This window comes from Streptomyces sp. NPDC001594, assembly GCF_042893675.1.
Lineage (GTDB): Bacteria > Actinomycetota > Actinomycetes > Streptomycetales > Streptomycetaceae > Streptomyces.
In genome coordinates, this window is the sequence record NZ_JBIAVB010000001.1 from 24,961 (window position 1) to 37,195 (window position 12,235).

A 12,235-nucleotide genomic window follows, 5' to 3' on the forward strand; every position below is an offset into this window, starting at 1 on the left:
GGTGCCGGACCGCCTGGAGGGGGAGCCATGGGGCGTGTGGCGGCTGCCGTCCGGGCGGCGGCTGTGGCCGTCGCCACCTGGCCGGCCCTGCTCGTACTGCTGGTGCTGCTGGTACCGCTTCTGCCGGGCCCCCGGCCCCACGGCACCCTCTGGTCCACGGTCCTCACGCTGTGGCTGCTCGCCCTGTCCCTCGGACCGCTGATCGCCTGCGTCGCGTTGCGTCGGTGGATTGCCGGAAAGCGAGCCGGGAGTCCGGGCGATCCGCTTCCTCCCGGGCCGTACACGCGAGCCCAGCAAGAGATGCCGCCTTCCGGCGGGCAGGCCTGGCGGGCGGACGCGTCGCCTCCTCCGCCCGACGAGGAGACCCGCTCCCAGGCCCCGCCCGCCGCGGAGCACCCGGACAGCGAGGCCCAGCGCAGAGCCCGAGCGCAAGCCCAGCGCAATCACGCAGTGGCTGAGCAGGCCCGCGCACAAGCCGAGCGGGCGCGCAGGGAGGAAGCCCGACGGCGAGCGGCCCGCAATCGCCGAATACGCGCACGGGGCCGACGGTACTGATACCCCGCAAACCAAGGTCGGCTCCGTCACACCGATCGGCCCTCGCAGCCGATGGCCGGCCCCGCGAGGTGACGGTGGGCTTGCTGTTGTTCGCAAGGTGGGCTTCGCGTTGCTCGTGGGCGACGCGGTCGCGGATGACGTCGGCGTAGGACTGGGAGCTGGAGCCGCGGACGATGAGCACGGGTATGCCCGGGGCGAGTAGGTGAAGAGGGTGAGCCACACCCAGCCACACCCCCTACGGCTTCGACCCTGCTCGCCTCCGCGCCGCCCGCACCGGCGCGAAAGGGTGATCTATGGCTCCGCTGCGGTTGGTGCTGCGGCGGGGCGGACAACGGAGAGACGGAGAGATGCACTCACCCCCTCACCGAAGGAGCAGTCCATGGACATCACCGCTGCCAGGGAGCACGTCTTCCGCATGCTCGATGTGGACGGTGACGGCGTCATCTCCCGCCAGGAATACCTCACCCGGCCCGACCGGGCGGCGGCCACGCTCCGCCGCGACCCCAACGACCCGCTCGTCTCCACCGCCCGCGCTCTGCACGAACGCGTCTTCGCCGCCATGGACGCCAACGGCGACGGACAGGTCACCTTCGACGAGTACGCCGCGTGGGCGGGCGCCGAGACCTTCGACACCGTCTGCCGCGAAGCCCTCGGCTCACTCTTCGACCTCGCCGACACCGACGGCGACGGCACCCTGGACCGGGCCGAGTTCTCCCGACTGCGCGAAGTCCTCGGCAACACGGCCGACAACGCCGCCACAGCGTTCGACGCCCTGGACACCGACGGCAACGGACGCATCGGCCGCGACGAGTACCTCGCCGCGATCCGCGACTACGTCAGCAACGGCACCTCACCCATGTACGACGCACTCGTCACCACCGCCTGAACCCTCCCCCGCAGACCCCTGGATGGTCCGGGCGTGCAGGCGCCCGGGCCACCCAGGCGAGCCACGAGGGACGACGGCCTTCCACCGCATCACGGGCACGGTCCGCGCACCGCAGGCTGCCCGGACACCGTGGTAAGGGCCACGAGGCCGAGAGAACGCGCCATCGCATCCGATCGCTGAGACCGCCCCGCCGGGACCCGTTAGCGCCCGGTCCCGGCTCGGTGCCCAGACGCGGCTAGGCAAGCTGCCGGGCCCGACCCGCAGGACAGGGATGTCGTTAGACAGGCGAATGATTTCCTTACGGCCGAGGCGAGCCCGTGTTCCGGGACGACCCGCGTTTCAAGGAGCTCCTCGCGCACTTCCCCGACATCGACCCGACCCTCCACGGGCTGCGCGCCATCATCGTGGTGACGGCCGACCTCGTCCGGGACTCCTGCGGTTACGGGGTGCCCTTCATGTCGTACGACGATGACCGCGATCTGCACGGCAAGCGCTTCGCGCGCGAGGACGATGCCTCGCTCAGCGCCTACTTCGCCAAGAAGGACCACATCGCGCAGAGCCTGGACGGCCTCCCCGGGCTGCCGCTGCCGCTGCCGCCCACCGATTTCTGAGCGACCGGCCCCTCGCTCCCCACCCCTCCGGCCCGCCAGGCGCTCAGCAGGTCCAGGTCCTGGCGGTGCCGGGCGACGGGTGGCGGATGGCGTGGTTCAGCGCAGGGTCGTCTTCTTGTCCGTGCGGTACATGGCCACCAGCGCGAGGCACATCGCGGCGATGGCGACGCGGCCCGAGGCCTGCAGGAGCGGCCCGCGCAGCAGGATGAACGAGTACCCCGCCACGAGCGGCACCGCCACCGAGATCAGGCTCAGAGGGTCCGTGCTGCCCCAGGACGCCGCGAACCGCACCCCCTCGCAAACGTGGCCTGCGCCACCAGGGCGTAGAAGCGGTGCGACCTGGGCCCGGTGGCCGGTGTGCCGCGGGGTCATGCGGGCGGCGAGCATCACGCCCCCGTCCTCGGCGTACCGGTCGAGTAGCATCGACGTCGGCCGCAGCATGGTTCCCGTCACGCCACCGCCACCCACCAGGGCCTCTGCGATGTCCGACGCGCACTGGTGAAGTTGCGGTATTGCGTACCTGCGCAATACCTCCTACTTGTGGTCGAGCACAGCTTGCCCTGCCTGCAGCAAGAGCGTGTCCTTGGAGGGCTTCGGTGCACCTCGCGGGTACGTTCACGCGCGGCCACTCGACGGCCCTCAGCGTCCCGATCCGGTACCGGCCGCGCACAATCGAGCGTCACAAGCCTGCAAGGGCGAGCAGCTGTTGCATCCCTGTGGTTGGCAGGGTCGGGTTTGCGGCTGCAGCGGCCGCGACGGATTCCGCCGGGTCAGCCAGCAGCCGCGTCAGGTCCTCGGCCGGAAGTCGGGGATGGGTCGCGATGGTGCGGCGCACCATGTGGTCGGGGTCAGCCGCCAGCCGGCGCGCGAGTTGCACGGGCAGGTCGGGGTCGCGCGGGGCCAGCTGCCTCATTCTCGGGTCGGGGTCTGTGGCCAGGCGTCGAAGTACGTCTGTCGGAAGGGGGAAATCGTCGGCCGGACGCCATCGGACCCTCTTGTCCGGGCGGTAGGTTCGGTCGATGCGCTCGGCGGTTTCGGGATCGATCTGGTCTCGGGCGTGAAGAGCCATCGTGGTACGGACGCTGCTCTCCTCGTCGTCGAGCAGTTGGGCGACGAGCGGCGGGGGAAGGTGGTCGGACATCGCGGCCGAGGCGCGGAAGCAGACGTATGGCGAGTCCACGTACGGCACGGGGTCGGCCGTCACCCACGGCAGGCGCAGTGTCCGGAGCTCCGCGCGGGCTATCTCGCCCGTGAGTTCTCGGTCGAGTGCGTCGTCGTCCAGGGCTTGATGGTTTGCGAGCCAGTCCAGTGGAGGTACGTCGGACACGATCTGTGCGTGGATCGCAGCACGGATCGGCTCCGGTGTGTCCTGACGTGCGAAGACACGGAGTGCAACGCGCAGGTTGGGATCCTGGGCGAGCTTGTCGCGCAGTGCCGGCGGCAGGTCGGGGTGTTCCGCGAGTTCCTCGCGCACCTCATCGTTCGGATCTTCGGCCAGCCGGAGGGCGGTGGCGGTGTCCAGCGTGCAGTGGCGAACCGCCCCGGCGCGCGTGACCGGGTCGGCCAACAGGTCCGGAACGAGGTCTGCCGGGGGAACGGGATGGGGAAGCCGACGAAAGTAGGTGGCGCAGGCCCCTGCTCGTACTGAGTCGTCGGGGTCTGTCAGCAGCAGTCGGCGCACCGGTTCCGGGGCCGTCGTCCACCATTGGGCAAGCGTCGCCCGGACCTTCGGGTTCGGGTCCGCCGCCAGCCGGGTGCGCAGGTCTGCCGGCACGTGATTGCTCTCCGCCAAGTGTTCGCGGACCTGCGGGTCGCCGTCGTCGAGCAGCAGCTCGAACAGCTCTCGCGGTGCACCGTCCGCCGCAACGACCAGAGCCCTGCGTATCGCGGGATCCGGGTGCTCCGCGAGCATCATCCGGAAGGCCTGTGGGAGGCTGCGGTTGAGGGCGAGAGAGTGTGTGAGCCAGTGATCGTCTGTGGCAATGATCTCGGCGATCACGTCATCACTCAGGTCCGGCCGCTTGGCCACCCTGCCAAGGCCCTTGCGGTATCCGAGGAGCCGGTGGACCAGCTCCGACGGTAGTGCAGGGTTTCCCGCCAGCCCGTCCACCACCGTGTCGAGATGCACCGGCGACGGTATGGCGTCCGACATGGCAAGCGGCCCTTCTGCCTCGGCGATCCACGCCCACTCACATTGCATGATCGACAAATCCGGCCCGCGGCCGAGGCGACGGTGGGCAGCGGCTCGGTGCGGCCGCAGTCCGCGCACACCACCTTCGTCACCCGGTCTGTGTGACCAGCCACTCCCCCTTCCACACCCCGCGGTCCGCCCGGACCGCGCCGGAGACCGGGAACCCGACAGGGAGCGGAGGCCGCCCACACATCACACAAGAAGCCGTACGCATATCCGTCACGCTACCGCGCCCCCCGGGGGGGCGGCGGCTACCGGCCGCCGGGGTGCGCGAGTGCCTTCAGGCCGCCGTCAGGGCTTCTGTGAACTGCCGGCCCTCGGTGCGGCATGGTGTGGGAAAGGCCAGTTTGAGCCCCTGATCCTGACCGGCCAAAACCAGTTCGGTAACGAGCGTGAGCCCCAACATGCCCTTCCTGGGCACGCCCGCCGAGACATAGGGCCGTGGGAGATCCATGAGGAGCCGGCCCGGCCTGCCTGTGCTGGTGGAGGCATCGAAGAACAGCAGGCGCCGGTCGGTGAGGACGATGTACATCTGCCGGGGTCGAACAGACGCCGTCATGGTGCCGGCGGAGAACACGCCGACCACCACGGCGGTTGCAACCTGCCTGCGCACGGAGACACTGCCGACGTTGGCACAGGTTACGAGCTCGACGGACTCCCCATGAGCCAACAGCGGCGTAACGGCATCGAGGGTCTGCCTCCGGCGCTTGACGTTGAGTGGCACTGAAACTCCTTGAGAGGGTGGGGCAGGAGGGGAAGGCTATGACATGCACTTTCCAAGCCTGCGCCTGGGTCTCCCGTCCCGAGGGAGGGCCGGGATGCTGCCGGCGTGCAGCGCGCGGAGGAGGCGGTCAGGGCCGGGCGACGCGGTCGGCCAGGGCGGCAGGTGTCTGGCCCACCAGCGCGGTGGGCGGGGCGTCACCCCCCGTTACCGTTTTCGTGGCTCCGCAATGGGGCCTCCGGCCTTCGGGTCCAGCATGACTTTCCCCCTGGTTGTTGATGATCCGGGGCGGTGTCACCGGGCCCGGAGGCATCGACGGACCGCCGATGGGGGGCTTGGGCACCGGCTTCACCCGAGCCGGAAGAGCTCTCCGTAACGTGGATGTGGCAGCTCGGTGCCGAGGCAGGGCCGGACGAAAGCGTGAGGGAGAGGAGAGGCCTGCACGTGATCGACACCAGCACCATCGACGTCTTCCTCGGCCTGGACGTCGGCAGGGGCGAACACCACGCCACCGCCGTCACCCCGGCAGGCGAGAAGGCCTTCGACAAGCGCCTGCCCAACACCGAACCCGAGCTCCGCGAGCTGTTCGCGAAACTGAAGGCCAAGAACGGAACGGTGCTGGTCGTGGTCGACCAGCCGACCTCTATCGGGCGAGGCGAAGACCGACGCGAGGGACGCTTTCATCATCACGGACGCGTCCAGGGCAATGCCTCACACGCTGCGGGTGATCGACGGCGAGGACGAGACGATCGCCGAGCTGGAGATGTTTCGTCGGGTTTGATGACGACTTGGCCGGCGAGGCGACCAGCGTCGCGAACCGGCTCCACGGCCTGCTGACCCAGATCCATCCGTCGCTGGAGCGTGTGCTGGGGCCTCGGTTGCAGCACCCGGCCGTCCTCACGCTGCTGGAACGTTTTGGGTCACCGGCTCAGCTTCACGGCCTTGGACGAACAGACCATAATGGTGCCCGGCACCGAGGCGGCCGCACTGATCGTCCCCAGCCTGGCCGGATCCCTGGCCGCCGTCCTTGACCAGCGGAGACTGCTGGCCGGACGGATCGAAGAACTCCGGGAGGCCCACCCTCTTTCCAAGGTCCTGACATCGATGCCGGCAATCGGCGTCAGGACCAGAGCCCGCATCCTGATCGAGGTCGGCGACGGCGGCGCCTTCCCCACCGCCGGTCTCCTCGCCGCCTTCGCCGGTCTCGCCCCAGCGACCCGCAGTTCGGGGATCCGTGGCCTTCTTCCTCTCCGCGTTTCGCCGCGCTGGGCGACCCGGCATCGCGGGCCTACTACGACAAGAAGATCAGTCAGGGCAAGCACCACACCCAGGCCCTGCTCTGCCTCGCCCGACGCCGGGCTGACATCCTCTTCGCGATGCTCCCCGACGGCACCTTCTTCGTTCCTGACCCTGCAACTCCCGCAGGTCAACGTCGAAGTCGATGACCGCGTCGTCAAGGAAACGGAAGATCGCCAGCACCTCGGCGGCCGGCCAGATCCGCAGCTTCGGGCACTCAGCGTCCGCCGGGCGGGAGAGCACGGTCTCCGCGCGGGGCACCGGCAGCACCGTCTCGCCTTCGGAGTACTGGCACTTCCAGCCCCTCGCCTCGGCGAGATCGAGGACCGCCTGCCAGTTCTCCACCGAGCGATCCGGGAAGGGCCCCCGCACAGCCCCGCGCTCGGGGCAAGTCGACCGTCAGCATCGAAGACGAGATCTACGGCGGCCAGGACGGGGGGCCCGGCCCCTAAGGTCTCGCGCCCAGGTACCCACGTTCGTCCCCCCCTGGAGCCGCGGCGGCTTCGTGTGCTCGGAAGTGCTCGACCGCACCTCCCTCATCCAGTTCATCGAACACCGATTCGGGGTGCAGGAACCGCAGATCAACGACTGGCGGCGCACCGTCTGCGGTGACCTGAACTCCGCCCGAACACGGCCCTGAGACGAAGCGGCGGACACCGTGGCGATTGATTGGCGCCGGGCCCGGCCCGGCACCTTAGCGAGGCATGGCCGCGATGGCGGCGCGGGCGATCTTCATGGCCTCCGACTTGCAGGTTGATGCGGGGTGTTCCTCGCCGCCCAGAGCTACGCGGACCACGAGGTTGCCGTCGCGGACGTTCAGGCTGCAGTGTTCGCCGGGATCAGGGTATGTGACATACGGGGCGCTCCAGTACGCCTCCTCACCGAATCCGAGGTCTGTCGCCCGGGTTTCCTTGGCGGCTTTCTCCCGGAATCCCTTGCGCTGCTCCTCGGCTCCGTTGTCTTCGCGCTTCAGTTCCCAGCCGACGAACGCGTGGACCTTGTCGGTCAGGCCGGCGATCCTGACCTTCGTCGGGTCGCCGAATATCTTTCCCCAAGCGCAGCTGGTCTCGGCGCCTGTGCCGCTCTCTCCGTAGTAGTCAAGCTCCTCCGCTCGTGCAGGTAGCGGCAGTTGGGCGGCCGTCTCAGAGCAGATCGGTGCCTTCGCATAACGCAGCGGGACCGGTTCGTCGTCGCTCTTCAGCGCGTACACCCCGGCCGCGATGCCGACGACGGCGAGTACACAGCCCGTGACCAGAGCGGTGATCTTTCCGGACCGCCGACGGGGTGGAGGCAGGGGTGCCGTCAGGGCGACCGTCCCTCTCGACGCGGTCGTTCCCGTGTCCGCCGGAAGGGCCGGGGCCAGGGCCGGTACAAGCGTGCGGTCCGTGTCGCCGAGCAGCCGGTCGATGTCGGTCCGCTGGGCGGTGATCGTCCGGTGCACGGCAGGTGGCCACGGTCGGTCGGCGGGCGCGACCGGTCCGAGGAGCGTGAGGAGTTGCTCCGGGGTGGGACGGGCCGCCGGGTCCTTGGCCAGGCACGGCCTGACGACCATGCTCAGCCCCGGCGTAAGGGCGGACAGGTCGGGCTCGCGGTGCACGACGTTGTAGAGGGTCCCCGCCATCGACGTACTCGTGAAGGGGCTGTCACCCGTCGCGGCCATCGCCAGGACCGCGCCGAGCGAGAACATGTCGCTGGCCGTGGTCAGTTCGCGGCCTTCGGCCTGTTCCGGTGACATGAACGCGGGCGAGCCGACCACCCAGCCGGTCTGCGTCAGCTCAGTCGCCTCCGTGGCCTCGGCGACGCGCGCGATGCCGAAGTCGATGACACGTACGCCGTCTTCGGCGAGCAGGACGTTCTCGGGCTTGAGGTCGCGGTGGATCAGCCCCGCCCGGTGGATCTCGGCCAGTGCGCCGGCCAGCCCTGCGGCGAGGCGGCGTACGGACTCCTCGGGAAGCAGGCCCGCCTTCTCCACGGCCGCGCCCAGCGAGGGCCCGTTGACGAAGACCGAGGCGAGCCACGGTGTGGGGGCATCCGCGTCGGCATCCATCACAGCTGCCGTGTACGCGCTGGACACCCCTCGCGAGGCGGTGACCTCCCGCCGGAAGCGGGCCCTGAACCCGGGGTCGGCGGCGAACCGTGCGTGTACCTGTTTGACGGCGACGAGCCGTCCGTCCGGTGCGGCGCCGAGCAGCACCCGTCCCATCCCGCCCCTGCCCAGCTCGGCAAGGAGACGGTAGGGCCCTGCGGTGGCCGGGTCGACCGTTCCCAGCGGCCTCATCGGGCGGCCTCCGCCAGCTTCAGGGCCGACTTCCCTGCGACCTTGGCGATGTCCCTGGCCTCGTCATCGGAGTAGCGCCTGCTCTCCACGATGACGTTGAGCTGCATGTTGACGTCCCGGGCAAACAGATTGGCCATGTTCCGCTGCCAGTACGCCTCCTCACCGACGCCGACGTCAACGCGCTCGTACGAATCGCGGGCGGAGGCGAAGCCGCTTTCGTGCTTTTCCTTGGCCAGCTCCGCTCCGGTCTTGCCGCCTTCCGAGAGGTGCCGGGTCCAAGAGACGAAGACCCTGTCTCCGTACCGGTTGCTCCAGAAGCACTGGTTCGATCCCTGTGGCACTTCACCGACGGCCTCGATGTTGCCGTTCGGATCTCCGTAGTCCGCCGGCACCTCGACCTTGCCCTTGGCCTCCTTGCACGAGGGCACCAGCTGGGTGTACTTGTCGGGGACCTTCGACAGGGGCGTCGTCCCGGGGGTCGGGACGGCTTCGCTGTCGCTCGGCGCCTTGGCGTCCGGCCTCCCCGGGGGTGTGCTCGTCCGGCCTCCGGCCCCTCCTCCGCCGTTTCCGTCCGGGGGCACGAAGTTCAGGGCCGTCACCGTGGCCACCGCCACCACCGCGGCCGCCCCGGCAAGCCACCAGGTGCGCTTGCGACGGGCTGCGGCGGCAAGCGGTGCGGGCGGGAACAGTGGCGGGGAGGCGACGGGCGGGGACAGGAGCGTGCCGGGCGCGGTGTCGGCGGGAACAGCGGAGATGGCGGGTCCGGCGGACTTGGCGACCAACTGGTCCATATTCGCCTGCTGTTCGGCTGCAAGCCGGTGTACCGCCTCGGGCCACGGCCGGGACGTTGGCGTCATCGTGCCGAGCGCTGTGAGAAGTTCCCGCGGCGACGGACGTTCCGCCGGTTCCTTGGCCAGACACGACTCGATGAACGATCGCAGCGCCTGCGGCACCGCGTCGAGGTCCGGTGCGCAGTGCGCAACGTTGTAGAGCACGCTCGGCACCGACGGACCCGCGAACGGCGGCCTGCCGGTGCTTGCCATGACGAGGGTCGAGCCGAGCGAGAAGACGTCGGCGGCGCTGGTCAGCGGGAGACCTCGTACCTGTTCCGGCGCCATGAAGGGCGGCGATCCCACCATGGCGCCGGTATGGGTGAGCTTCGTGTACCCCTCGGCGGCGCGCGCGATGCCGAAGTCGATGACGCGTACCCCGTCCTCGGCGAGCAGCACGTTGGACGGCTTCAGGTCGCGGTGGACCAGGCCCGCCCGGTGCACGTCGGTCAGCGCCTGTACGAGGCCCGCCGCGAGAAGCCTCACCGCTTCCGCAGGTAACGGGCCTGCGGCGTCGAGGGCCTGGCTCAGCGTGGGGCCAGGTATGAAAACCGAGGCCAGCCAGGGCTCTTCGGCCTCCGTGTCGGCGTCCATCACGGCGGCGGTGTAAGCACCGGACACCTTGCGCGAGGCCGCCACCTCGCGCCGGAACCGGGCCCGGAACCCGGCGTCCTCGGCCAGTTCGGGGTGCACCTGCTTGACCGCGACGAGACGGCCGTCGCGGGCGACGGCGAGCAGAACACGCCCCATGCCGCCCTGCCCGAGTTCCGCCAGCACCCGGAACGGACCTATGTGCGCCGGCCCGGACAGCCCTGTTGCACGCATGACGCCCTGCCCCTCCCCCTGGAGGACCTTCCGGTCCCGAAGCGAAAGGATCATACAGACAAACGCTCCGCCTTCCGATGGGAACCCCTCGAACCCCGCAGCGCCTCCTCAGCCTTGGGGAGTCTGATCTGCTGGAAGCGCCTCGAGTCCCGGAGCGCAGGCCAGGCCGTGGGGGGCGGTAAGGGGAGACAGCCCCGATCCCCGTCGGGCGGGGCCGCCTACGGGCGGGCGAGGACGAACCCGACGCCCCTCGCCTTCGTCCTGACCGGGCAGCCGGCGGCACACGTCCCTGCGGGCTGCCGCGAGATCGCCGACTGCGGCAGTCCACTCGCCGCAGCCATCGACCGGATGGACCAGTGTGACGGCGTCCATCACAGGTGAAAGCGATCTGATGGGGTGCCCCGGCCTCGCACCGGGAGGCGGCCCAATGTCACGGCGCGCAAGGGGGCCAGGGCGTTCCGCCCGTACCACCATCCCTCGCAGCGACCCGGGACTGACGGGACCGAAGTCGGGGGCGCGTCATCGCACCCTGCCATGCCCCGGCAGACGACCCGGGCGAGCCCCGGGGCCTCCCGGCGCCCGACGCTCGGCCGCCTCCAGGCAGCCGTCTTCCACATCCCTCCGCCAGCACCAACAGCACCGTTCCGGCACCCGGCCGCCCGGCACGTGTCGGGAGCCGGGGGTGCGGATGGGTGGGCGTCGTTGATCGTGTAGTCGGTGTTCGGCTCCCCCCTGCTGTGGAGGGGGAAGCGGGTGTCACGATGTGTGGTCGCGTCCATCCCGTGGAGCGAAGGCTGAGAGGCCGTCGGCGTCGGTCGCGCGAGCATGCAGGGAGTAGTCGGCCCACTCGGCGATGTCGGGGTAGGACGAGTCCTGGCTGAGCCCGGGTGACCGGGCGGCGGTTGTCGAAGTCCTGCCCCGGGCGCAGCGGGACCGTGCGGCCGCCGGGGCGCAGTCGGCCGGCGGTGTCGTGGCGGCGCTCGGCCACCACGGTTCAGTGCGCCGCCCGCGCGACGGCCCGGGTAACCATCCACCACGCCGGCTCGTGTACCTGCCGTGAGCCTGGTCCCTACCAGACCACATCACCCTGCCGTTGCCGGGCACGGGCGTGCCGGCCGCGTCATCGTGCCAACCGGTGCTCAGCAAGCCCTGCACCGGGTTCGACAGTGTCGGGACCGGCCCGGTAGAAGCCCTGTAGCCGCCGATGTTTGGAATCGGACAGGCGGTGTATATGCACTTAAAAGTCGTGTTTAATGTGGCTAAGGGGAAATCATGGGCATCATCGGCTGGGTGGTGCTTGGCCTTCTCGCCGGAATCATTGCGAAGATGCTGATGCCGGGCCGCGACCCTGGCGGCTTCATCCTCACGATCCTCATCGGCATCGCCGGCGCTCTCCTGGGCGGATGGCTCGGCAAGGTCATTTTCGGGGTCGACTCCGTCGACGGCTTCTTCCAGCTCTCGACCTGGATCGCCGCCATCGTCGGTTCTCTCATTCTGCTGATCGTCTACCGGCTCGTCGTCGGTCGGAGACACTCGTGAAGGCCGGCTCGCGTGGACACAGACACAAGCGGGGCGGCCGCCGCTCCCCCACCCGTCGACCCCTCGGCGCCCTCAGGCGCCTGATCCTGCTGCGGCTCACGGTGTGGGGCGTGCGGCTGCTGGCATGGGGTGCGGGACTGGCTCTGCGGCGCGCGCTGCGGATCGCGTTCCGTGCCGCGCTGCCCCGGCGGCTCCGGCTGACGGTGTAGCCCTATTCCGTTTGTCGCCCCCAGTGAGAGAGGGGTCGGTCATGAGCGCCGGCGAGAAGATCAAGGCCCGGGCCGAGCAGGTGATCGGCAAGGCCGTGAGAAAAGTGGCGCACGCCGTGGGCAACAGGACCACCGAGGCCAAGGGGGCCGGCCTGGAGGCCCGGGGAAAGGCCCGGCAGGTGAAGGAACGGGGCAAGGACGCCTTCAAGGGCTGACCCGCCCGATGAGGCCGGCAGCGGCAGCGGCGCTGTGAACGCCGCCTGAGGGGCGGTCGTCGTCCCGTCGGCGGACCCG

At 69.9% G+C, this 12,235-nt stretch carries 8 protein-coding genes and 4 pseudogenes; 6 read left to right on the top strand and 6 right to left on the bottom strand.

The features are described from left to right. Positions 1–934: 934 nt before the first annotated feature. Together ACFY0O_RS00135 and ACFY0O_RS00140 are read left to right on the top strand one after the other, a co-directional pair. Complete coding sequence (locus ACFY0O_RS00135; protein ID WP_388940744.1) at positions 935–1,441, top strand: EF-hand domain-containing protein; 507 nt, start codon at positions 935–937, stop codon at positions 1,439–1,441. Positions 1,442–1,740: 299 nt separating this feature from the next. Next, a pseudogene (locus ACFY0O_RS00140) lies at positions 1,741–2,052 on the top strand (pyridoxamine 5'-phosphate oxidase family protein); the annotation flags it as partial. 96 nt (positions 2,053–2,148) lie between these two features. On the opposite strand, the gene ACFY0O_RS00145 reads toward ACFY0O_RS00140, so the two are convergent. From ACFY0O_RS00145 to ACFY0O_RS00155, 3 genes are all read right to left on the bottom strand, one after another. Beyond that, complete coding sequence (locus ACFY0O_RS00145) at positions 2,149–2,505, bottom strand: hypothetical protein (RefSeq protein WP_388940747.1); 357 nt, start codon at positions 2,503–2,505, stop codon at positions 2,149–2,151. A gap of 226 nt (positions 2,506–2,731) precedes the next feature. Continuing rightward, positions 2,732–4,204: a hypothetical protein gene (locus ACFY0O_RS00150; protein WP_388940748.1), complete on the bottom strand. Its 1,473-nt coding sequence runs from the start codon at positions 4,202–4,204 to the stop codon at positions 2,732–2,734. Between the two features lie 319 nt (positions 4,205–4,523). Further along, positions 4,524–4,967, bottom strand: coding sequence for a hypothetical protein (locus ACFY0O_RS00155; RefSeq protein WP_388940750.1), 444 nt, complete (start codon positions 4,965–4,967; stop codon positions 4,524–4,526). 441 nt (positions 4,968–5,408) lie between these two features. On the opposite strand from ACFY0O_RS00155, the pseudogene ACFY0O_RS00160 reads away from it, so the two are divergent. Then, a pseudogene (locus ACFY0O_RS00160) lies at positions 5,409–6,409 on the top strand (transposase). Here the strand turns inward: ACFY0O_RS00160 and ACFY0O_RS00165 are convergent. Beyond that, positions 6,363–6,617, bottom strand: a pseudogene (locus ACFY0O_RS00165) (hypothetical protein); the annotation flags it as partial. The pseudogenes ACFY0O_RS00160 and ACFY0O_RS00165 sit on opposite strands and share 47 nt — an antisense overlap. A gap of 73 nt (positions 6,618–6,690) precedes the next feature. Here ACFY0O_RS00165 and ACFY0O_RS00170 point away from each other — a divergent pair. Further along, positions 6,691–6,900 (top strand): annotated as a pseudogene (locus ACFY0O_RS00170) (alkaline phosphatase family protein); the annotation flags it as partial. 54 nt (positions 6,901–6,954) lie between these two features. Here ACFY0O_RS00170 and ACFY0O_RS00175 read toward each other — a convergent pair. Next, positions 6,955–8,538, bottom strand: coding sequence for a serine/threonine-protein kinase (locus ACFY0O_RS00175; RefSeq protein WP_388940752.1), 1,584 nt, complete (start codon positions 8,536–8,538; stop codon positions 6,955–6,957). Further along, a complete protein-coding gene (locus tag ACFY0O_RS00180; RefSeq protein WP_388940754.1) occupies positions 8,535–10,247 on the bottom strand; it encodes a serine/threonine-protein kinase in 1,713 nt (570 codons plus the stop codon). The genes ACFY0O_RS00175 and ACFY0O_RS00180 overlap by 4 nt, the downstream gene beginning before the upstream one ends. Before the next feature lie 1,218 nt (positions 10,248–11,465). On the opposite strand from ACFY0O_RS00180, the gene ACFY0O_RS00185 reads away from it, so the two are divergent. Beyond that, the gene (locus ACFY0O_RS00185) at positions 11,466–11,732 is read left to right on the top strand and encodes a GlsB/YeaQ/YmgE family stress response membrane protein (RefSeq protein WP_388940757.1); all 267 of its coding nucleotides are present in this window, start codon (positions 11,466–11,468) and stop codon (positions 11,730–11,732) included. 250 nt (positions 11,733–11,982) lie between these two features. Beyond that, positions 11,983–12,156, top strand: a complete 174-nt coding sequence (locus ACFY0O_RS00190) for a hypothetical protein (RefSeq protein WP_388940760.1) — start codon at positions 11,983–11,985, stop codon at positions 12,154–12,156. Positions 12,157–12,235 lie beyond the last annotated feature (79 nt).